At 37.5% G+C, this 22,223-nt stretch carries 16 protein-coding genes; 8 read left to right on the top strand and 8 right to left on the bottom strand.

The genetic code is table 11. The features are described 5' to 3' along the window. Positions 1-3: 3 nt before the first annotated feature. A complete protein-coding gene (locus tag ACEN25_RS13480; protein WP_028377370.1) occupies positions 4-576 on the bottom strand; it encodes a MarC family protein in 573 nt (190 codons plus the stop codon). 115 nt (positions 577-691) lie between these two features. On the opposite strand from ACEN25_RS13480, the gene ACEN25_RS13475 reads away from it, so the two are divergent. Beyond that, positions 692-1,264, top strand: coding sequence for a DUF3109 family protein (locus ACEN25_RS13475; protein WP_441803366.1), 573 nt, complete (start codon positions 692-694; stop codon positions 1,262-1,264). Then, on the top strand, positions 1,264-2,400 hold the full coding sequence (locus tag ACEN25_RS13470) for a methionine aminotransferase (protein WP_441803365.1): 1,137 nt from the start codon (positions 1,264-1,266) through the stop codon (positions 2,398-2,400). Before ACEN25_RS13475 ends, ACEN25_RS13470 begins: the two co-directional genes overlap by 1 nt. 31 nt (positions 2,401-2,431) lie before the next feature. On the opposite strand, the gene ACEN25_RS13465 is transcribed toward ACEN25_RS13470, so the two are convergent. Further along, positions 2,432-4,603 carry an FUSC family protein gene (locus ACEN25_RS13465; RefSeq protein ID WP_441803364.1) on the bottom strand — a complete coding sequence of 724 codons (2,172 nt, stop codon included), beginning with the start codon at positions 4,601-4,603 and terminating at the stop codon, positions 2,432-2,434. A gap of 50 nt (positions 4,604-4,653) precedes the next feature. Then, a complete protein-coding gene (locus ACEN25_RS13460) occupies positions 4,654-5,163 on the bottom strand; it encodes a DUF1440 domain-containing protein (RefSeq protein ID WP_441803363.1) in 510 nt (169 codons plus the stop codon). A 446-nt stretch (positions 5,164-5,609) separates the two neighbouring features. On the opposite strand from ACEN25_RS13460, the gene ACEN25_RS13455 reads away from it, so the two are divergent. Together ACEN25_RS13455 and ACEN25_RS13450 are read left to right on the top strand one after the other, a co-directional pair. Continuing rightward, the gene (locus tag ACEN25_RS13455; protein ID WP_028377375.1) at positions 5,610-6,074 is read left to right on the top strand and encodes an ankyrin repeat domain-containing protein; all 465 of its coding nucleotides are present in this window, start codon (positions 5,610-5,612) and stop codon (positions 6,072-6,074) included. A 1-nt stretch (position 6,075) separates the two neighbouring features. Next, positions 6,076-6,651, top strand: a complete 576-nt coding sequence (locus ACEN25_RS13450) for a hypothetical protein (protein WP_441803362.1) — start codon at positions 6,076-6,078, stop codon at positions 6,649-6,651. On the opposite strand, the gene ACEN25_RS13445 is transcribed toward ACEN25_RS13450, so the two are convergent. From ACEN25_RS13445 to ACEN25_RS13435, 3 genes are read right to left on the bottom strand one after another with little or no spacing between them, the layout of a single operon-like run. Further along, the gene (locus tag ACEN25_RS13445) at positions 6,643-7,305 is read right to left on the bottom strand and encodes a 3'-5' exonuclease (RefSeq protein WP_441803361.1); all 663 of its coding nucleotides are present in this window, start codon (positions 7,303-7,305) and stop codon (positions 6,643-6,645) included. The two genes, ACEN25_RS13450 and ACEN25_RS13445, sit on opposite strands and share 9 nt — an antisense overlap. A gap of 3 nt (positions 7,306-7,308) precedes the next feature. Continuing rightward, positions 7,309-9,219, bottom strand: a complete 1,911-nt coding sequence (locus ACEN25_RS13440; protein WP_441803360.1) for a DUF294 nucleotidyltransferase-like domain-containing protein — start codon at positions 9,217-9,219, stop codon at positions 7,309-7,311. Between the two features lie 14 nt (positions 9,220-9,233). After that, positions 9,234-9,689 carry a nucleoside deaminase gene (locus ACEN25_RS13435; protein ID WP_441803359.1) on the bottom strand — a complete coding sequence of 152 codons (456 nt, stop codon included), beginning with the start codon at positions 9,687-9,689 and terminating at the stop codon, positions 9,234-9,236. 187 nt (positions 9,690-9,876) lie between these two features. Between ACEN25_RS13435 and ACEN25_RS13430 the strand changes: the two genes are divergently transcribed. Beyond that, a complete protein-coding gene (locus ACEN25_RS13430; protein WP_441803358.1) occupies positions 9,877-11,646 on the top strand; it encodes a 1-deoxy-D-xylulose-5-phosphate synthase in 1,770 nt (589 codons plus the stop codon). A gap of 1 nt (position 11,647) precedes the next feature. On the opposite strand, the gene dgt is transcribed toward ACEN25_RS13430, so the two are convergent. Further along, positions 11,648-12,979: a dGTP triphosphohydrolase gene (gene dgt, locus ACEN25_RS13425; RefSeq protein WP_441803357.1), complete on the bottom strand. Its 1,332-nt coding sequence runs from the start codon at positions 12,977-12,979 to the stop codon at positions 11,648-11,650. Between the two features lie 186 nt (positions 12,980-13,165). Here dgt and ACEN25_RS13420 point away from each other — a divergent pair, with 186 nt between their 5' ends. Both ACEN25_RS13420 and ACEN25_RS13415 read left to right on the top strand, forming a co-directional pair. Then, complete coding sequence (locus ACEN25_RS13420) at positions 13,166-15,952, top strand: TonB-dependent receptor domain-containing protein (protein ID WP_441803356.1); 2,787 nt, start codon at positions 13,166-13,168, stop codon at positions 15,950-15,952. Positions 15,953-15,991: 39 nt separating this feature from the next. Continuing rightward, positions 15,992-17,188, top strand: a complete 1,197-nt coding sequence (locus ACEN25_RS13415) for a multidrug transporter (RefSeq protein ID WP_441803355.1) — start codon at positions 15,992-15,994, stop codon at positions 17,186-17,188. A gap of 133 nt (positions 17,189-17,321) precedes the next feature. Here ACEN25_RS13415 and aspS read toward each other — a convergent pair whose 3' ends face one another. Further along, positions 17,322-19,070 carry an aspartate--tRNA ligase gene (aspS, locus tag ACEN25_RS13410; RefSeq protein WP_441803354.1) on the bottom strand — a complete coding sequence of 583 codons (1,749 nt, stop codon included), beginning with the start codon at positions 19,068-19,070 and terminating at the stop codon, positions 17,322-17,324. A 169-nt stretch (positions 19,071-19,239) separates the two neighbouring features. On the opposite strand from aspS, the gene ACEN25_RS13405 reads away from it, so the two are divergent. Beyond that, on the top strand, positions 19,240-22,218 hold the full coding sequence (locus ACEN25_RS13405) for a SusC/RagA family TonB-linked outer membrane protein (RefSeq protein ID WP_441803353.1): 2,979 nt from the start codon (positions 19,240-19,242) through the stop codon (positions 22,216-22,218). The last annotated feature ends 5 nt before the right edge of the window (positions 22,219-22,223 follow it).

The following is a 22,223-nucleotide window of genomic DNA, read 5'->3' as shown; positions in this document are numbered from 1 at the left end:
GGTTTAAAAAAGTCCTTGAATATTTGTTGTAAAGAGCTTTACAGCCATCGCCAACAAAATTACGCCAAAGATTTTTCGAATAAGACTAATTCCTTGTTTTCCTAGCAATTTCCCTATTTTTCCTGAAGATTTTAAGACTAAATACACAAAAAGGCAATTAATCACAATCGCTACAATTATATTCTGAACTGCGTATTCTGCACGCAATGATAATAAAGATGTCATAGTACCTGCGCCGGCAACAAGTGGGAAGGCCAGGGGAACAATACTCGCGGTTTCTGGAGCATCATCTTTATAAAGCTGAATGCCTAAAATCATTTCGAGAGCAATAAAAAAGATGATAAAAGCACCTGCAACTGCAAATGAATTTACATCAATGCCTATAAGTTTTAAAATTTCTTTTCCTAAAAACAAAAAAACAACCATAAGAATAGCAGCAACTATAGAAGCCTTTTCACTTTGAATATGCCCTACTTTCTCACGCAATCCTACGATAATAGGAATGCTTCCTATGATATCTATAATTGCAAAAAGAATCATACTTGCTGTTGCGATTTCTTTAAAATCAAACCCCATAATCTAAAATTTTTTAAAAGGTCGGCAAAAGTACAGTTATTTGTATGATTTTCAGGTGTTATTGCCTAGAGATTTAACTCATTGTTAACCTTGGCAAATATGTATCTTTGCAGCTATGTTTCAGATAGGAAAAACCATAGTTTCAGAAGAGGTCATTCAAAAAGATTTTGTGTGTAATCTCTCATCGTGTAAAGGCGAGTGTTGTATTGCCGGTGAGGCGGGAGCTCCTTTAGAGCCGCAAGAGGTAGAGATTTTAAAAAATATCTATCCAAAAGTGAAGCCTTTTTTACGTCCCGAAGGCATTGCTGCTATAGAAGAACAGGGTACTCATATTACTACAGATCTTGATGAGCTTGAAACGCCGCTGGTAAACGGTGCAGAATGTGCATATGTGACGTTTACTAAAGAAGGTGTCGCTTCCTGTGGTATAGAAGACGCCTACAACGCAGGCGAAGTAGATTTTAGAAAACCTATTTCATGCCATTTATATCCTGTGCGTTTGCAGGAGTATTCTAAGTTTACGGCTGTAAATTATCATAAATGGCCTATTTGTGATGATGCGTGCAGCTTAGGAAAAGAGCTTCAGGTTCCTGTTTATAAATTTACTAAAGATGCCCTTATACGTAAATTTGGCACCGAGTGGTATGAGGAGTTAGAAGCTGTTGCGGCACATTTTAGAAAAGAATAATGCAAAGCAAATTACCTAACTCGACGCTCTCTATTTTTGCTGTTATGAGCAAAATGGCGGCAGAATATGATGCGCTCAATCTTTCACAGGGTTTTCCTGATTTTGAAACCGATCCTGTTCTTATCGAGTTGGTAACAAAAGCAATGCGAGATGGTTTTAATCAATATGCGCCACTTGCGGGAGATTTAGGCTTACGCGAAAGGGTTTCGGAAATGATTGAAACGTTGAGGGGTAAATCATACAATCCGCAAACTGAAGTAACTATTACTGTAGGTGCTTCTGAAGCTTTATATGCCGCCATTACTGCATTCATACATCCCGGAGATGAAGTAATTGTGCTTAAGCCTGCATACGATACTTATGAACCTACAATACAACTACAGGGAGGGAAGCCGGTAAGAGTGCAATTAAAAGCTCCTTATGATCAGGTAGATTGGGATGAGGTTGCAGCTTGTATTACTTCAAAAACGCGAATGATCATCATTAACAATCCGCATAATCCCAGCGGAATGGTGTATTCTGAAAGTGATCTCAAACGTCTACAGGAAATCCTGGAAGGCACTTCAATTCTAGTTCTAAGCGATGAAGTTTATGAACATATTGTTTTTGACGAGAAAAAACATCAGAGTGTTGCATCCTACCCAGGTCTGGCAGCGCGTTCTTTAATCACTGCTTCTTTTGGTAAAACTTTTCATACCACCGGATGGAAGATAGGCTATTGCCTTGCTCCTGAGAATTTGATGCGCGAATTTCAGAAAGTTCATCAAAATACAGTTTTCTGCGTAAGTCACCCTATGCAAAAAGCACTTGCAGCGTATCTTAAAAATCCTGACAATTATTTGAATCTTTCAGGTTTCTACGAGCGTAAGAGGGATTTGTTTTTAGATGGAATTAAAGATTCTCGATTTAAATTTAAACCTGCGATGGGTACGTATTTTCAAATGCTAGATTATAGTGCAATCTCTCAGGAAAATGCAAAACTTTTCGCCGAAAGGCTTACAAAAGAGATGGGAATTGCCAGTATTCCAGTTTCGGTATTTAACGTAAATGAACAGGATGCTAAGCTACTTCGTTTTTGTTTTGCAAAGTCAGACGAAACGCTTTTGAAAGCGACTACAATTTTAAAGAGTTTATAATTCTCCAGTTTATATCAAATCGCTTACATTTTTATGTATGTAGCGCTTTAAGCTGCTTATTAAAGTCTTCACTTAATTTTTTGAGCCATTTTAGCTGTTCTGTAAGAATATGTGCTTCGTGAAGTTCTTCATTTATATAAATTGTAGGTACAGGTACTTCTAGTTTTTTAGAGGTATCTGGTAGTGTACCAGTAGTAGATTTGTTTTCTAGAACTGCAATTGCAGTATCTAAATTTTGAAAAATAGGATTTTTGTATTTACTAAACACATCATCTATATGGGTAGTGTTGTGATTGCGTAAATAAGCACCTATAGATGCAAGTGCACCTAAAAAAGCGTGATTTAATACAACCAGTTCATACAGTTTACCCGTGAGTTTTCCTGTTGCGCCAGGTTCTTGTAGTAAGCGCTGTATGGCAGCATTTACTGTAGCTGTTGCTAAAAAAGCTTTTTTACGCGCTAGTTTGTAATGTGTTTCAATTTGTTTTTTAGTCTCATAATGTGATGATATTACTTGCAGATAATTACGGTTTGTCCTTAGACTGTCCGCTAAATTATATTTGAGGCTTTTTGCTTCTCGGGTTGGCCATAAAAAGGCACTGGCCAGCGCTGTAAGCGCTGCTCCCAGGCTGGTATCAAGCACACGGAATTGTATAACTGCCAGGATATCTGGTCGCAATAACGCGTAAGCAAAAATGATACTTAGCGTAATAAAGAATGCCCCGGTACGGTAATTTTTTTGTAGCGATGCGTGAGCCATTATAAAACTAAGTACAGCAAGTATTCTAAAAAGTGTATTATCTCTAAAAACGTACACTATGCCTGTCGCCAATGCTGCCCCAAGTAAAGTGCCTATAATTCTGTTTTTTGATCGCTCTTTTGTGAGGCCGTAGCTGGGACGCATTATTACAATTATAGTAAGCAAAATCCAGTAGGGGTTTTGAACTTCAAAAAAGTTACCCAGACCAAATCCTAAGACTGCAATAAAAGCAATACGCAATGCATGCTTAAAAATAGGGGAGTCCTTATTTAGATTGTCAAGCAGAATTTGAAAACTATAATCCTGTTTAGTGACAAAACCTTCGAGGTCGTTTAAGTTTTCTGTATTTGTGTTTTTTATTATCTTATTACGATCTAATATTTGCGCAATGTTTATGATGCGTTGAGTTTGATTTTCCTGAAGCTCATACAAGTTATGCAGTATTATATCATCTTCGGTAGAGGCAGTAGGGGCTTTGTAGTTATCGATTTTATTTTTAGTTTCTTTTAAAGCAGCTCTAAGTGCATTTAAGTCTACTTTATTTTTTTTGAGATCGGTATGAGCAATCTTTCGTAAGGTTTCTGTTTGTGCTTTATTTAGGTTTACAAATGCATGTAACTGCTGAGGATATTTCTTAAGAATTTCGTGCATTCTCGCAGGCGGAATAGGGCTTGTCAGGGATAATTCTAATAGATCTACAAGCTCTCCCAATACTAAAAATCGCTTTCGATAATAACTTGAAGTTCCTGAAGCATGCCTGCTATCTAATAGGATTTCCCTGAGTTTCTCGAGATGGTCATTAAAATCACTTTGTACAGTAAAAAGTTTTTTTAAGCCGGTATCACGATCTATGCTTTGGCGTAAAAATTGACCACGAGCTTCAATATATCGTGAGCTTAATTCAATAGCAGTTTCCAGTAATTCTTCGGTTTGTTTTTTTGGAGCTAGTACATCATAAAGCAGGGTTAGTAGTAGATAGAGAATACCACCTAGCCCTATAAGCAGGGAGCGTTCATAAGGAGGCATTCCTGATGATGATAAGTTTGCAAAACTTAAAACAAGTGCAAATAATCCCGAAAACCCTACGAGAGAGGCTCTAAAACCATACACTGCAATAAAAGCCAGTGCAAATGTCATTATACCTAAGTAAGGCAATTGTATCCAATAAACATCTGGAATGTAGGCGCCAATAAAACTAACCAGCGTTGCAATTAATGAAGAGAGTAGAATTCCTTTACGTTTATTCTTTAAGCTACCACTTACCGAACTTGGGGAGCTTAATACAACACCGGTTCCTATGGCAATTCCCAGACCTAAATAATCAAGGTAATAACCTACTAAAATAGGCGTTACCACACCGATGGTCACTAAAATAGCCTTTGCAAAGTCTGTACTTTTTGCAAAGGCTATTGAAGAATTGTAATGCTGCTGGAATCTAAACATTCAGCAATTTAGAATGATTTTTTAGCTTATAATGTGCATTTTGCAATTTTTTAATCACGCAATTTTCGGGCAATGAGACCGCGTACTACTTCTGTTGTGATTCCAAATGCGACGTGAGCGATTAGCTCATTAATTTGAATATTTAAGGGTATTTCTTTTGGGCTTTCTTTTAAACCCAAAAGCGGTAACGAAGTTTCGTGTGTTCCTATCCACGTTGTAGCACCGTAGGCGACTCCTTCAAAAATATTAGTCTCCATTTTATCGCGTTTTGCATAACCATAGGTTGCGCCTAAACTTGCCCCAAAAGGTATGTTGACCAGTTGTTCTGCAAGCTCGTGATTTGTGGTACTAATGCGATCTCCGGTAAGTTTTACAGACAGATCATCAACCATTTTCAACTGCGCAGAGCGCGTATTTGGTTTTCTAACTGGTAGTACTTTTTCTATGGCACTCTTAACTACAGTCCCTGCAATACCTCCTAACAATCCGGAGATAAGGCCACGACTTACATTAGAAGTGAACGTATCTTTTTCTAGCCAGGCTTCAAGTGAGTTACTCATAATTTTAAATTTGATCTAAAGTTAAAAGTTCCTTGCGATGTGGAATAAGGTTTAACATCGCTTTGACAAGATTTAAAACTCTCTTAAGTTTTTGATGTTACTAATAGTTAGAGTAGCTTATTTATTTCAATTTGATTTATTTACATATTCTCTAACAGTTTTACCTGTATTCAATAGATATATTTGAATAAATTTTAATTATTCTCAACAATTCTAAACTGCTTTGAGTTTTGATTCTAATTTGTAAGTTCTTCGATATGTTGCTATAGGATTTCAAATTGGATATTTATAAGGATTTAAATTTGATAAGTGTTTTCTTCGGAAGAAGTAGCAATAAATTTAATTTTCAGCAAAACTCATGCATATTTAATTGAAGGATAAGCCGATAAGAATATAAAAAACAGATTAAGATTATTTCTTTATAATAAATACATTATTTTAACACTATGAACTCAGAGTTATTATTCGATACCATACGATTAGGAAACGATCAAAAAGTGCAGGAACTTTTAGAGAACAATCCTGAATTAATTGCTGCAACAGATCAGCGAGGTTCAACGGCTTTAGTACTTGCGACCTATTACGGGTTTGAAAAAGTTACTGAAGTGCTTGTAGCACATAATGCAGATTTAAACGCAAAGGATGCTTCTGGGAATACAGCCCTTATGGGTATTTGTTTTAAGGGCTATCCTAAAATCGCTAAGATTCTTATAGATAATGGAGCAGATGTAAATGCCCAAAATTCAAATGGTGGAACCGCCTTAATTTATGCGGCAACATTCAATCAAAAAGAATTAGTAGAAATGCTAATTGCAAATGGAGCAGATCCTTCAATTAAAGATTCTAAAGGTTTAACCGCAAAAGATCACGCAAAAATGCAAGGCCTTGATCAAATAGAGCAATTGCTATGATATGTTAGACAATCATACAATTTTAAATGATTTGCATTGTGTGCGTTTTAGAAACTCTGGTTTTAAACGCACAATGGTGCTTTCGCCTGCAGCAGAAAAATCATTTAATAGGTTTCTTATAGATTCTTTGGGACAAAATGTGTTCCTCATAAGTACGGCCTTAGGACTGGATATTTATTATTGCAATCCTAGTAGTAAAACTGATTTTATTGTCAAAAACCTCTGGATATTTCAAGGTGATACTCCAAATTTAAAAACACAGATCGTTCAGGAGCATCACGATGTTAACGTCATAAAATATTTCTACATCGTTGTAGATACCCTTGTTAAACATCCGCAGTTATTTTTATCTACCTGCAAAAAGTTTACAGCACAATATCAAAGTACACTTATTAAAAACCGGCTGCTTACGTTGTTATATTCTGCTTTTGAAAGTCATTTACACGAATTAAGTGCACAAAATAAGTTGCCTTACATTAATAAAGTAGAACAATTAATGCGTGAGGTTTATGTGCCTAATTTTGAAAATTTAAATGGATTAAGTTCTATTCATTTAAAACACCATAATTTAAATTAGAATATCTTTCAACGTAATTTTCTTAGATCCTCTAAGTCTGTTCTGGATTTTTAAAAAAGCCAAAGCAGTAATAAACGCATCTCCCATAGCTTTATGACGGTCATTTTTAGAAATGTTGAGTTCTTCGCAGAGTTCATCCAAACTATAAACTTTATCAGGGTTTGTAATGTTTACAAGGTGTACGCTGCGTTTAAAAAGTATGCCGGTATCTGTAAACCTATTTTTAAGCTTAGGGGCTCCTAATCGTTTTAGAGCATAATTTATTATAGCGATGTCAAAACCTACGTGATGGCCTACTAATACAGCGTTGCCTATAAATTCTAAAAATAATTTTACGGTCTCTTCTTCAGAAATTTTAATCTGATTTCTATGTTGACGCAGAATCCCGTGAATAGCAACCGCTTCTTCATTAAATATCTCTTGTGATACGTACACCTCAAGACTTTTAGCCAGTTGAATCTGATTACTTTTTATTTCTAAAGCTCCAAGACTAAGCATCCTGTCTTTACGTGCATTTATTCCGGTTGTTTCGGTGTCAAAAACTACAAAGCGGGTATCTTCAATAGTAGAAGGGATAGCTTCTGAAAACGCTTTGGCGTAGGTTTTATAGAATTCTGGCGGGTCTGGTTTTTTGTCGAAAAAGGGTATACGCATAGTTTATTTGAGTTGGTAGCGTATGGTGAGTAATTCTTGAATGTCGTGTATAGATTTAAAGCAACGTTTCAGCTTTAGTTTTTCGGCTTTGCTTAAGGTTGCAAGTTCTATAAACCTTCCGGAGTCATCGTGTAAAATACCTTGTCTGGTTCTAAATTTCAACAGTGCTTTAAAGGCATACGAACAGTTTTCGTATATCTCTTTATTATTATCTTCAACTTCGGCAAGACGTTCAAAACGTCCTGCAGTGTTGTTAATATTCCGCAGTTTATGCTGTAAACTTAAAACGCGTGCTGCATCTATTAAGGGCATAAGCGCTCGTGCTTTAATATCAAAGAAATCTTTATGATCTCCACTTTCTTCAACCAGAAATTGTCTAAAAAAACCGAGTGGTGACGGACTTCTTATGGCGTCTTTTGCCATAACCCTATAAAAATTTGTATTGCGATCTAGTGTTTGTAAAATACTGTCTGAAAGTTTAGTGACTAGTAGTGTATCGCCATAAACATAACTGTAATCAAAGAATATTGCAGAAAGCAACTGACTTTCTGGAGATGGCTCTAGAATCCATATATTAAATTGTTTTTGCCATTCTGATAGCGACTGGCACCACCGTGGGTTACTTGCCATCATATCTGCGGGACAATAAGCATATCCCACTTTGTGCATTGCTCTGGTAATGTGTCGTGCTAATTGAATAAAATAGACCTGTGTTTGCTCATAATCTTCTTTAGGAACATCGTCAAACACTATTGCGTTGTCTTGATCTGTATATAAAAGCTGTTCTTTTCGCCCCTGACTACCTAAAGCCAACCAAGCAAACTTACATGGCGGTGGCGTTTCCATTTTTGCAAGTGCAAGTTCGATTGCACGTACCGCTATAGCGTAATTAATCTCATTTAAAATATTAAGAATCTGCGATAACGGAAGATTTTGATCCAGGTATTTTTTGAGGAGTTGCGCTACTCGCAGGCGTACTTCGCGCAATCTCTTAGTACGTTTTGCAAGTTTTACTTCTTTAAGTAAAACAACAGGATTGTTAGCAAAAGAGACGACTACATCGTGCTCTGATAACAACCCCAGAAGTTTAGTATCTGGTGTGCCATCTTCGGTAATGCACAAATGGTTTATGTCATTTCTAAGCATAATAAGCTGTGCCTGCGATACGCTAAGATCTTTTTGAAAACAGCGAACCGGAGCGCTCATAATCGAAGTGACCTCATCTGAAATAGGAAATTTACCGGTAGCAATCTTATCTCTCAAATCGCGATTAGTTATAATACCTAAAGGTTTGTCATCTTCAACAACAACTATAGAACCTACACCGCGATGTTCCATTTTTAAAGCAGCGATTTTAATGGTTGTTTCAGGTGGACAGGTTAAAATATTTTTTGAATAGCGGGCTTTCTGAAGATCAAAAATCTCACTATTGCGCTCAACAGAATACTCAGTAAAAAGCTTTCCGCTTTCTTCTAAAGAATAGGGGTCGCTCACATTTGAAGCAAATGAAGCGATTAAAAAATTGCTTACATCTTTATGCTCTAATGCTATGGGTAAAAATAAGTCTATAGGAATACCATACAGAATTGACTCTTCATTTGCAGATGCAGAAAGCTCATAATCTTCTTTAGTGATTAATGGCCTTAGGCCAAAAAGGTCACCCTCGTCGCAAATATCAACGATTTTAGGCTCATTGTCCTGTGTTCTATACAGGCGTACCGCACCATCTTTAACCACATAAAACATTCCGTGGTTTTTCTCGTGCTCTTTAAAAATAGATTTATTTTTTTCAAAATACAGCACGCTTACTTGACCGGCTATGGTAAGTAAACTTTCGGCCTCCAGAAACTGAAACGGCGGATACCGTTTTAAAAAATCTGCTACCCGCTCTGCTATTGTATTTTTAGTAGTCATTCTCTAAAAGTAAACTAATTAAGATTTCGTTTTTCGATAAAAAAGCGCTTTAGAAGTGCTGCTGCCTCATTTTGCATCACCCCACTGCTTACCGTAGTTTTAGGATGTATCTGGGTGCCCATTTTTTTAAAACCTCTCATTTCATCAGAAGCTGCAAATACAATACGTGATAACTGACTCCAGTATAATGCTCCTGCACACATTTGGCAAGGTTCAAGCGTTACATAAAGCGTACAATCTTTAAGGTATTTACCACCCAGATAATTTGCTGCTGCAGTTATTGCCTGCATTTCAGCGTGTGCTGTAACATCGTTTAAGCGTTCTGTAAGATTGTGTGCTCTGGCAATTATTGTATTGTTAACTGTGATTACCGCACCTACAGGAATCTCACCAAGCTCAAAAGCGGTCTCTGCTTCCTGCATTGCTTTTTTCATAAAGTAGTAATCATCAAAAGGTTCTATAAGTGCCATTGTAACGTATTTGAGGAAGTAAGATATAAAGTTTTAACCATTAAGTACGGTTAAAAATTAAGAGGCTTACAGATAGTATAGCGCTTTTTATAGTTCAGAAATGCTATGCATTTTTTTACGGAAAAGCGTTCACATCATTTTTATAGAGGAAACTAATTATTTATTGAACATCGGCTACCTTTGTTTTATGAAGTATCGTGTTTTAGAAACCCTTGACGATCCGGCAGATTTACGCAAATTACCGGTTAAAGCTTTGGCTGAAGTTGCAGCAGAGTTGCGGCGTTTTATTATAAATATCGTTGCGACAAAAGAAGGTCATTTAGGAGCAAGTCTGGGGGTAGTAGAACTTACTCTGGCATTACATTATGCGTTTAATACTCCTGATGATAAATTAATTTGGGATGTGGGGCACCAGGCTTATGGGCATAAAATTTTAACCGGTAGAAGATCACTTTTTGAAACTAACAGACAATTTAAAGGCATAAGTGGTTTTCCTAAACGAGACGAAAGTGTTTATGATACGTTTGGAGCGGGACATTCAAGCACATCAATATCTGCAGCTTTAGGAATGGCACTAGCTGCAAAAATTCAAAATAATACAACCAGACACCATATTGCAGTTATAGGTGATGCATCTGTAGCTAGTGGGATGGCGTTTGAAGCGCTTAACCATGCGGGAGACAGCGATGCAAATATACTTGTAATCCTTAATGATAATGCAATTGGTATAGACCCCAGCGTAGGCGCATTAAAAAACTACCTTACGAGCGTAAAAACCGGAAGTCAGGGGCAGGATAATATTTTTGAAGCATTAAATTTTAATTATTTTGGACCTGTAGATGGTCATGATATTGAGAAACTATTAGAGATTTTTAATACGCTAAAAAAAATAAAAGGGCCAAAGTTTCTACACGTCATTACCACAAAAGGAAAAGGACTCAAACAAGCCGAAGACGATCAGGTAGTTTACCACGCTCCCGGAAAGTTTAATGCCATAACAGGAGAGTTAAATCCTAAAAGCAAGGATGTACAACCGCCAAAATATCAAGATGTCTTCGGGCTTACGTTAGTTGAGCTGGCAGAAAAAAATGAGAAAATTGTAGGTATAACCCCCGCTATGCCTACAGGAAGTTCGTTAAAGTATATGATGCGGCGTTTCCCAGAACGGGCATTTGATGTGGGTATTGCAGAGCAACATGCTGTAACTCTGGCAGCGGGTATTGCGGCAGAAGGATTGATTCCTTTTTGTGCCATTTACTCTACCTTTTTACAGCGTGCTTATGATCAGGTAATTCACGATGTGGCATTACAACATCTTCCGGTAGTTTTTTGCATAGATCGTGCGGGTCTGGTGGGCGAAGATGGGGCAACACATCACGGCGTTTTTGATTTAGCTTATTTGCGCTGCATTCCAGATTTAATTATTTACGCTCCGCGGAATGAAACTGGTTTGCGTAACATACTATATTCAGCACAATTGGGCTTACAACTTCCTATCGCGATTCGCTATCCACGTGGTCGGGGAAACACTTTAGAATGGCAACTTCCGTTTACAAAAATTGAAATAGGAAAGGCAGAACATCTTATTCAAGGTTCTAAAATTGCAATCTTAGCAACCGGCAATCTTACAGATATAGCTGTAGCGCTTGCTGAAGAATTTAAAGGTGCTGTTTCGGTTTACTTTTTTGGGTTTGTAAAGCCTTTAGATTTAAGTGCGCTTAAACGTATTTTTGAAACTTACACGACTGTCGTTACCCTTGAGGATAGCGCCAAAGCGGGAGGTTTTGGGAGTGCTGTTGCAGAAGAAGCGGCGCATTTTAAATTTACAGGTAGCCTTGAAATTTTAGGAATACCTGATGCGTTTATAGAGCATGGTTCAACGGCGCAACTTTATACTTCTATAGGTTTAGATATTGAAAGTATTAGACAGAAAATTAAAAGTCTTCTTTCAGAATAACTTATTTCACATCAAGCCCTTTTATTTTTTTGTAATTGCGCAACGCCTTACCGTCTGTCATTGTTGAAACTTCAGCACAAATCTGAATAAGATTAGCGTATAGACTTTTTTCAGATTGATCTGCAGGAGCCAGTAATTTCTGAATAAGCCTATTGTAATGGGTGTCGTGATTATCTAAAGCTTTACAACGTGCTTCAAGAAGCGTTGAGAGAATCTCGTAACCGGCAATTTCTTTTTCAATCACCTCACGACTGTTATAAATACGATTAATACTAAGATTTATGATGTCTGTAATCTGAGCCTGATAGGCACTTTTATCTATTAGAGAATGACTAAAGGTGCCTGCCAGAATTTCTTCTTCATATTTCATAAATGTTTCTACACTCTCGTTAATGAGTGTTCCTATGGCTAAAGCTCTTAAATAACTTACACGATCTGCAGTGTCTTGTAATGCATTGTATTTATTACGGTCTATAGTGTTACCTACCAGTTTTACCATATATTCTAATGCATATTCTTCAGGTATTAAACCTAGATTAATACCGTCTTCAAAGTCAATGATGGTATAACAAATATCGTCTGCAGCTTCCACTAAAAACGCTAGTGGATGACGTGACCAGCTTAGATGCTCAGCACTGCGGTTAATTAAGCCCAGTTCTACAGCAACATCATCAAAGAGTTCTTTTTCAGATTGAAAGAAGCCATACTTTTTATCTGAAATATGGTCTGTAGGTTTGTGAGGCAGCGATTCTTTTGGGTATTTAGTAAATGCTCCTAAAGTCGCATATGAGAGACGTAAACCTCCGGGAGCACCCGGTTTACTTTGTGAAAGTACCTTAAAGCCGTTTGCATTACCTTCAAACGTGATGAGGTCCTGGTATTCTTTCGCCGTAAGGCTGTCTTTATAACGAGCACCGTAGCCGGTTTTGAAAAATTCGCCAATTGCTTTTTCTCCAGAATGCCCAAAAGGCGGATTCCCAATATCGTGCGCTAATGCCGCTGCAGCTACGATAGCCCCAAAATCGTTAAATTGATACCCGTGAATTTGCTCTAAGTGCGGGTATTTTTCGATAATACGTTTCCCTACCATTCTACCCAGGGAACGTCCTACCACAGAAACTTCCATACTGTGAGTAAGTCGTGTGTGTACAAAATCTGTTTTAGAAAGCGGGATTACTTGCGTTTTATCCTGTAAGCTTCTAAAAGGTGCCGAAAATATGATGCGGTCGTAATCAACTTCAAAACCCAGGCGGGTGTCGTCTTGTTCAATTCTTAAGCGTTTTGCAGTGTCGCCCTGACGTTTTAGAGACAGTAATTGCTCCCAGTTCATCATAATTTTCAATTTTGAGCAAGATACATTTTTTGTAAAATTTTTGGTTATTTGATTTATAGCGTTTTCGCAGATCTCTTAACGTTAAGGTAACCATGATGTAACCCCTAGCTTACGAATTGATAACAATGCATTAACCCACTAGCGGTTCTTTAGCAACATCTTTGCAGCGATAAATAAAATCTAACGATGAGACAATTCTATCTGTTTTTACTAGGACTTATAATAACTGCCGGTGCTTTTGCACAAGGTAGCGGAAGTATAGTAGGAGTGTTGAGTGATAAAGAAGTTAATAACGAGCCTTTACCATTTGCGACAGTTCAAATTAAAGGAACAACAAAAGGAACAACTACAGACTTTGACGGTTTATATGAGATTGCTAATGTTGAAGCAGGTTCTTATACAGTAGTATTTAGTTTTGTAGGTTATGAGACGGTAGAAATACCTAATGTGGTTGTAGAAGTAGGTAAGGTTACTACAATCAATACTGCACTTGGTGCGACAGCAGCGGCTCTTGATGAGGTTGTGATTACCACTACTGTTTCTCGAGAATCAGAAGTGGCCTTACTTTTAGAACAAAAAAACGCAACTGCGATTCAGCAGAGTATAGGTGCAGATGAATTAGCCCGTAAAGGGGTGAGCGATGCTGCAGCTGCCATTGCAAAGATCTCAGGGATATCTAAGCAATCGGGTGGCTCAGGTAATGTTTACGTACGTGGTTTAGGCGACAGATACCTTAATACTACATACAATGGCTTAACACTTCCTTCTAATGATATCGAAAAGAAAAATATTGATCTTAATCTTTTCCCTTCAGATATTATTCAGAATGTAGGAGTAAGTAAAGCCTATTCTACCCAATTTTACGGGGACTTTGCCGCAAGTAATATTGATGTGATTTCAAAAGATTACAAAGGGCGTGGCTTTTTAGATATTCAGTTGGGCTCTTCAATAAATACCAGAGCAGTTGGTAAAAACTTTGTGCGAAGTGAAGGAACTGGTTATTTTGGGTTTTACAATCGTTACGATAATGATCCTTATGCAGTTTTATTATCACATCCTGTTGATCCGGTTGATGGTGGTACACCTATTAATATTTCAGGTTCTATTTCGGGTGGTAAATCATTTCAAATGGGAGATAGTGGTAGATTAAGCCTTTTTGCTACAGCTTCATTTTCTAACGGGTATGAATACCGAAGAGGTTCTGCAGCAGACTTTACTACTATTGAGAAGCAGGTTTATGATGATGTGGAAGAATATGAGTACAGCACCACGACAACAGCTATGTTTAATGCTAACTACAGTTTGAGCAGTGGTCATAAGATCACTTTCAACTCTTTGTTTTTGAACAGTTCTTCAGATGAGGTTGGGAATTTTGGTATAGATGGTAATGGGGTTTTCTTTGATGCTTTCTTAAATAATGATGGAGGATTTTTTGTTAAGAATATCCAGTTTAATCAGGATATGGTGTTTGTTAACCAAATATCAGGATTACATACATTCAATGATAAATTTGAACTTTCGTGGGGTGTAGGTTACAATAAAGTTTTTTCCAATCAACCCGATCGTAAGCGTTTCGCACTAGAGAATTACGATTTTGCTTTGGATAATGATCCAAATACAAATCCATCATTCTACAACAATACAAACTTTGACAATCAACGTTATTTCCAAAATATCGAAGATTCTGAGTTGAATAGCCGCTTAAATTTAGAATATACGGCATCTGAAAATGTGAAGTTCAATTTTGGGCACAACGGAAGAACTAAGGAGCGTTATTTTAAAAATATCAGATACGGTTATGATTTATTAGAGGCCAACACTCTGGTTACCGATGTGAATAATTTAGACGGTATTTTTAATTTAGAAAATCTGGCTAATGTTTATGATACATTTGTGTTCAGACCCTTAGCTCCAGAATTGGGAATTGGTAATCGTAACTTTCCTGGACAATATGAAAATACTTATACCGGAAATCTAGATATTCACGCAGGTTATGTTAATGCTGAAATTACTACGGGTAACTGGTTATTTGTTCCAGGTTTCCGTATTGAATCTTTCAAGCAATCTATTGCATATGACGTGATCAACCTTGGGAATGACGGCATAGGTGAAGCTGAAAGCTACAAGAACTTTTATCTGCCTAGTTTGAACGTACGTTATGCATTAAATGATGATTCAAACCTGCGCTTCTCAGTATCTAAAACAGTTTCCTTTCCTGAATTTAAGGAGGTGGCACCTTTCGTTTATGAGGATGTTACCAAGCGAGTAGGAGGTAACCCTGATTTGTTAAACGATCCTGCTATTTCAAATGTTTATAATTTTGATTTGAAATACGAATGGTTTTTTGGAAAATCAGAATTACTCTCTCTAGGAGCATTTGCCAAACAAATCAATGATCCGGTTAACTTGGTTATAGCAAACGACGCTACCGGAACCCGTCGTTATTTTAGAACCGGTGATAAGGCTAATGTTTACGGTATTGAAGTTGAAGTGCGTAAAAGCATTTTAAAAGATCAGGATGATAATGCTGTTGTTTCAGCCGGACTTAACGGTACGTATATGTACACTAATCAGGACCTGAAAAGCTCAGAAGGTTTATTTACCTCTACACTAGATCGGGAAGATCAGTTACAAGGAGCTTCACCTTTTTTAATTAATGCAGATATTAACTACAGTCCTACTTCTTTTAAAAGTTTTAAACCTGTTGCTAACCTTATTTACTCCTATTTCGCAGACCGTATTGATGCATTGGGATCAGGGCAGCTGGGTAATATTGTGGAGAAAGGCTACGGAACTCTTGACTTTGTTCTGCGTAATGAAGTAGGAGAAAACTGGGAAATCAACGCCAGTGCTAAAAACCTTCTTGATCCAGACATTGAGTATCAACGAGAAGGAACTCCTTTCGGAGATTATACAACTTCAATCTATAAGCGTGGTATCAATCTCGGTCTAAACGTAAAATACAAATTTTAAACATAAACGATAGAAAATTAATTAAATACTTTAAATCAAATGAAGACAAATTATTTATTTACAAGCTTAATGGCAGGAGCATTGCTTCTTGCTTCTTGTGAGGCTGACGATACCGCTGATATTGTAATTAACAGTACCATCACAAATAATGATAACAGCGTTACAAATCCTGGTCCTGTAGAGCCAGGTGCAGAAGAGATTGATCTTGAAGGTACTTTCACTTCAGATCTTGTTTTGCAATCTAAAAACACGTATACACTTACCGGTCCTGTAGTTATGGCTCCTGGTACAAAATTGACTATTCCTAAAGGGATGACAATCAAAGCTAATAACGGGGCAAGCGTTTATATCGCAATTTCTCAAGGTGCTCAAATTGATGCTCAGGGAACTGCCAGCGAACCTATCGTTTTGACTTCAAATGCTGATAGTCCTGCTGCAGGTGACTGGGGTGGTCTTATTATCTTAGGTAGAGCTCCTATTAACTCGACTTCTGGTGGAGCTACTTCAACTTCAGAAATAGGTAATTTACCCTATGGAGGTAATGATGCTTCAGATTATTCAGGAGTTATTAAATACGTGCGTATTGAGTATTCTGGTGGTGCTGCTGACAGTTCTTCAGAAAACAACGGTTTCTCATTCTATGGTGTAGGAAATGGAACTATCGTAGATCACATTCAATCTTTTGAAGGAAAGGATGACGGTATTGAATTCTTTGGTGGTACTGTAAGCGCAAGCTATGTTTCTATGGTTAACAATCAGGATGATTCTGTTGACTGGACTGAAGGTTTCAGCGGAAGACTTAGCAATGTTTATATCAAGCACGGGGAGAAGCACGATAAAGGTATTGAAGCTGATGGTTTTAACAGTGACATCGGTAATAACTCTAATCCTAAATTTTTCTCTAACCCAGTAGTTTCTAATGTTTCTATTGTTGGTCAGGGATCAGCTTCTGGTGAAGCAGTTAGATTACGTGTAGGTACTAAAGGTGAGTTCACAAACATTTCAATCACCGGTTTTGCGCTTGGATTCCAAATCGTTGGCGATGGTGCTGACAGCCCAACTGGTAAAGGTGTTCTTGATGGAGAATTAAGTGCGACTGACGTAACATTTACTGATGTGACAACCAAACTTAAAAATGCAACTACTGAAACTTTCGGTGAAGCTGATTTTATCAGTGGTGACGGTAACGGTACAGGTAGTGACTATGCGACTTGGGGTGCAGGTTGGACCAAATAATATTTATTTTAATTTGCCAATAAAAAACCCGGACAAGCGTCCGGGTTTTTTTATGTTCAACTTTTAGGTAGTATATAAAACAAAAAAGGGATGCTCAAACGAGCATCCCTTTTTTATTTAAAGTATTTGAGGTTTATAAAGTAACCTTCAAATTCAATTCTTTTAATTGTGCTTCATCAATTTTTGCGGGTGCATCTATCATTACATCTCGACCAGCATTGTTTTTAGGGAAAGCAATAAAATCACGTATAGTTTCTTGTCCACCTAAAATAGCAACTAATCTATCTAAACCAAAAGCTAGACCACCGTGTGGAGGTGCGCCATATTGAAAAGCATCCATTAGGAAGCCAAATTGTGCCTGAGCTTCTTCTTTAGTAAACCCAAGGTAGTCAAACATCTTAGACTGGGTTTCTTTATCGTGAATACGTATCGAACCTCCACCTATTTCGTTACCGTTTAAAACAAGGTCATAAGCGTTTGCTTTAACGTCGCCGGGGTTGGTGTCCAGTAATTCCATTTGGCCCGGTTTAGGCGATGTAAATGGGTGGTGCATCGCGTGATAACGCTGCGTATCTTCATCCCATTCTAATAATGGGAAATCTACTACCCAAAGCGGTGCAAATTCGTCAGATTTACGCAAGCCCATGCGGTTTGCAAGTTCCATACGTAAGGCGCTCAATTGCGTGCGGGTTTTTAGGCTTTCGCCAGAAAGTACACAAATCAAATCGCCGGGTTTTGCGTTTGTAGCTTCTGCCCATTTCGCAAGATCTTCCTGATCGTAAAATTTATCTACGGAAGATTTAAAGCTTCCGTCATCATTACATTTTACGTAAACCATGCCTAAAGCGCCTACCTGTGGTCGCTTCACCCAGTCGATTAAGGCATCTATTTCTTTACGTGTATAACTTCCGCCACCGGGAACAGCAATACCTACAACAAGCTCAGCCTCGTTGAAGACTTTAAATTCTTTGTGTTGAGTTACAGCATTTAATTCGCCAAACTCCATCCCAAAACGAATGTCTGGTTTATCATTACCGTATTTAGACATCGCCTCGTCATAAGTCATTCTTGGGAAGTTTTCGATCTCAAAACCAACGACTTCTTTCAGCAAGTGTTTAGTTAATCCTTCAAAAATATTCAGAATATCCTCCTGCTCAACAAATGCCATTTCGCAGTCAATCTGCGTAAATTCAGGCTGGCGATCGGCACGTAAATCTTCATCTCTAAAGCACTTTACAATTTGAAAATACTTATCCATACCGCCTACCATAAGCAATTGCTTAAAAGTTTGTGGCGATTGCGGAAGTGCGTAAAATTGACCTTCGTTCATACGGCTGGGCACCACAAAATCACGGGCGCCTTCCGGTGTAGATTTAATTAGATAGGGCGTTTCAACCTCTATAAATCCTTTATCTGAAAGATAATTACGAACGGCTATGCTTACTTTATGTCTAAATATTAATTTCTCTTTCACGGGATTACGACGTATGTCGAGATAGCGGTATTTCATACGTAAATCCTCACCCCCGTCTGTACTGTCTTCAATAGTAAAAGGAGGTGTTTTTGCCTCGTTTAAAACTTCAAGTTTTTCTACCAGAAGTTCTACATCACCCGTGAGCATTTTTGAGTTTTTAGATTCGCGCTCGATTACAGAACCGGTCACTTGAATGACAAACTCACGACCCAATGTTTTTGCAAGATCCATAACATCCTTAGGCGTGCGCTCTTCATCAAAAATAAGCTGGGTGATCCCATAACGATCTCGTAAATCAACCCAGATCATAAATCCTTTATCTCGTGATTTTTGTACCCAACCGCAAAGTGTTACGGTTTCATTTATATGTTCGGCGCGCAAAGCTCCATTGTTATGCGTTCTATACATCGTAATTTATTTGAGGTGCAAATTTAAGAAGTAATTGTTCTAAGTATACTAAACTGAGTGAAATTTGAAATAATCATTTAAATATGAATATTTGTAATTATATGTTAATAAAAATCACAATATTTGATAATACTTTGATATTTTTAAGTTTTAATTAAATAAACTATTTATGAAGCAATTTAACTTTTTGTGGTATTTAAGGGTTTTATTTTTCTTGAGCATATCCGTGGGGGGATTTGCCCAAGAGACAATAACGGGATCTGTAAAGAGCAGTAGCGGAGGTACTATACCTTTTGCAAATGTTGTAGAAAAAGGTACTTCTAATGGTACAACAACAGATTTTGATGGTAATTTTTCGATTAAAGTAAGTGAATTACCTACAACATTAGTTTTCTCAACATTAGGTTTTACATCTGCCGAACGCAAAATCACTGATGCCAGTGCTGTAACTATTGTTTTGCAAGAATCAACAGAATCTTTAGAAGAAGTTGTAGTTACGGGTCTTGCAACCTCGGTAAAGCGATCTAATCTTGCTAATGCAGTAGCAACAATATCTGCGGAAGCTTTAACAGGAACAACCGCACCGCCTACATTAGACGCTGCATTATACGGTGAATTTCCGGGAGCGGTAGTAAGTGCAAACTCTGGTGCGCCGGGAGGAGGTTTAAATATTAAATTAAGGGGAGCAACGTCTATCAACGGAAACACACAGCCTCTTTATATTATTGATGGGGTTTATATTGACAACTCTTCAATAGCATCAGGTTTAAATGTGGTTTCTGCCGCTGCCGCAGGAGGTAGTGCTTCTAATCAGGATAACCCTTCTAACCGTATTGCAGATATAAACCCAGAGGATATAGCAAATATTGAAATCTTAAAAGGAGCATCTGCTGCAGCTATTTACGGCTCTCGTGCAGCTGCCGGAGTGGTTATTATTACTACTAAAAAAGGTAAAACCGGAGAAACACAATATAGTTTCTCTCAAAATTTAGGTTTTACAAGTGTCATCACATTATTGGGTTTGCGTGACTATACAGAGCAACGCGTATTAGATTCTTTTGGAGCAGATGCTGCTGCACAGTTTGTACAGGCTCAAAATCAAAACAGGCTGGTAGATTATGAAAAAGAAATGTTTGGTCGTAAAGGTCTGGTGAGCAATACTAACTTTAGTATGAGTGGAGGAAGTGATAAAACACGCTTTTACTCTGGGGTGTCTTATGTTTCTGAGAACGGTATTGTACAAAATACCGGCTATGATAAAATCTCTTTACGTCTAAATCTTGATCACCGTGCTGCAGATTTCATTAAATTAGGATTGAGTACAAACTTTATCAATTCGTCTTCAGATAGAGGGTATTTTAATAATGATAATACAGGAACTTCAATAGGTGTGGCACTAACCGCTACAACACCGTGGTTGCAATTATTTCCTGATGCAAATGGGAATTATCCTAACAACCCCGCGGGAGCCTCTAACATTTTGCAAACCCGAGATCTGGTAACAAACCGTGAGAAAACAAATCGTTTTATAATGGGTGGTACAGCTAATATAGATTTATATAAAGCTGAAAAATCAAATCTTGAGTTGATATTAAGAGGAGGACTTGACTTTTACAATCTTGAAACCATTGCTTTATTTCCTAAAGAATTACAGTTTCAACAACCAGAGCAAGGGGGAGTAGATGGTGTTTCTGTTCAGGGAGCAAACTCAAACAAGCAATACAACCTATCTGCTTTTCTGGTACACAATTACACGGCAAGCGAACGTCTTGATTTTAGAACACAGTTGGGTATTACTAAAGAGGTTTTTGACAGAAACTCTTATTTAATCACTGCAACAGATTTAATTGCTTCAGAAAGTAATGTAGATCAGGCAGGAAATATAGGGGTTGATCAGTTTAGATTGAAGCAGCAGGATGCGGGATTCTTTGTTCAGGAAGAGATAAATTTTGAAGATAAGCTTATCGCTGCCATCGGGGTACGAGGAGATAGATCATCTAACAATGGTGATGCAAATCAACTCTATTACTATCCTAAAGCTTCACTTGCAGCAAACATTCATGAATTTGGTTTATGGGAGGAAGACTCTTTCTTAAACCAAGTTAAATTAAGAGCTGCTTATGGGGAAGCGGGTAACTTTCCTTCTTACGGAAGTTTATTTACCAGCTATTTTGCGTCTTCAACAGGAGGATTATCGGGTATTAGCTTGTTAGGTACTTTAGGAAATCCAGATCTTCAGCCAGAACGTCAAAAAGAATTCGAAACAGGTATCGATATTGGTCTATTAAACAACAGAATTACAGCTTCTGTAACCTACTACGTTAAAAAAGTAGATGATTTGATTTTACAAGCAGCAAAAGAACCTTCATCAGGTTTTGATTCTGAATTTGTAAATGCAGGAAAACTTCAAAATAAAGGTATTGAGATTAGCCTTGATGCAACTATTGCTCAATCTGAAAACTTCAGCTGGGATGCCGGAATTAACTTCTTTAAAAACAAATCAAAAATTACGCAATTAGATATACCAGCGTTTAACATAGGTGCTTTTGGAGCAACTTTAGGAACTTTTAGAATTGAGGAAGGTCAAAGTGCTACACAGATTGTAGGTATAGGTCCTAATCCAGGTGAAAATGGTCTACAAAAATTTGGTGATGCAGAGCCAGATTTTCAAATAGGTTTCAATAATAACATTAAGTATGATAATTTTTCGCTTTCTTTCTTATGGCAGTGGAAAAAGGGTGGTGATAACATAAATCTTACTAACCTTTTAAGTGATCTTAACGGTACAAGCCACGACTTTGATACCGTTGATCTTGATCCTGACGGTCAATTAGGAAACGGTCCTTACCGTGTAAGTCAGTTAGGTTCTTCTGCAAAAGTATTTGTGCAGGATGCATCTTACATTAGATTGCGTGAGATTGGTTTGTACTATACGTTACCTTCAGGATTGCTTGATAACTTCTTAGGTGGCACATTTAGTCAGATAAAATTAGGATTTTCAGGAACTAACCTAATCAATATTTTTGATTACAACAGTTATGATCCTGAGGTTTCAAACTTTGGTTCAAATGGAATATTTACAGGAGTTGAAGTAACACCGTTTCCATCTTCAAAACGTTACTTGTTTAACGTATCATTTAAATTTTAATCGCT

Origin of the sequence: Leeuwenhoekiella sp. W20_SRS_FM14, from assembly GCF_052119605.1 — a bacterium.
Lineage (GTDB): Bacteria > Bacteroidota > Bacteroidia > Flavobacteriales > Flavobacteriaceae > Leeuwenhoekiella.
The sequence above is the reverse complement of the archived record's forward strand: the minus strand, read 5'-3'. Positions and strand labels throughout refer to the sequence as shown.

Coding starts and splice junctions, on each gene's coding strand:
- ACEN25_RS13470 (WP_441803365.1), top strand. CDS start 1,264: ATGCAAAGCAAATTACCTAACTCGACGCTCTCTATTTTTGCTGTTATG.
- dgt (WP_441803357.1), bottom strand. CDS start 12,979: ATGATGAACTGGGAGCAATTACTGTCTCTAAAACGTCAGGGCGACACT.
- ACEN25_RS13450 (WP_441803362.1), top strand. CDS start 6,076: ATGTTAGACAATCATACAATTTTAAATGATTTGCATTGTGTGCGTTTT.
- ACEN25_RS13460 (WP_441803363.1), bottom strand. CDS start 5,163: ATGAGTAACTCACTTGAAGCCTGGCTAGAAAAAGATACGTTCACTTCT.
- ACEN25_RS13455 (WP_028377375.1), top strand. CDS start 5,610: ATGAACTCAGAGTTATTATTCGATACCATACGATTAGGAAACGATCAA.
- ACEN25_RS13475 (WP_441803366.1), top strand. CDS start 692: ATGTTTCAGATAGGAAAAACCATAGTTTCAGAAGAGGTCATTCAAAAA.
- ACEN25_RS13445 (WP_441803361.1), bottom strand. CDS start 7,305: ATGCGTATACCCTTTTTCGACAAAAAACCAGACCCGCCAGAATTCTAT.
- ACEN25_RS13415 (WP_441803355.1), top strand. CDS start 15,992: ATGAAGACAAATTATTTATTTACAAGCTTAATGGCAGGAGCATTGCTT.
- ACEN25_RS13440 (WP_441803360.1), bottom strand. CDS start 9,219: ATGACTACTAAAAATACAATAGCAGAGCGGGTAGCAGATTTTTTAAAA.
- ACEN25_RS13420 (WP_441803356.1), top strand. CDS start 13,166: ATGAGACAATTCTATCTGTTTTTACTAGGACTTATAATAACTGCCGGT.
- ACEN25_RS13435 (WP_441803359.1), bottom strand. CDS start 9,689: ATGGCACTTATAGAACCTTTTGATGATTACTACTTTATGAAAAAAGCA.
- ACEN25_RS13465 (WP_441803364.1), bottom strand. CDS start 4,603: ATGTTTAGATTCCAGCAGCATTACAATTCTTCAATAGCCTTTGCAAAA.
- ACEN25_RS13480 (WP_028377370.1), bottom strand. CDS start 576: ATGGGGTTTGATTTTAAAGAAATCGCAACAGCAAGTATGATTCTTTTT.
- aspS (WP_441803354.1), bottom strand. CDS start 19,070: ATGTATAGAACGCATAACAATGGAGCTTTGCGCGCCGAACATATAAAT.
- ACEN25_RS13405 (WP_441803353.1), top strand. CDS start 19,240: ATGAAGCAATTTAACTTTTTGTGGTATTTAAGGGTTTTATTTTTCTTG.
- ACEN25_RS13430 (WP_441803358.1), top strand. CDS start 9,877: ATGAAGTATCGTGTTTTAGAAACCCTTGACGATCCGGCAGATTTACGC.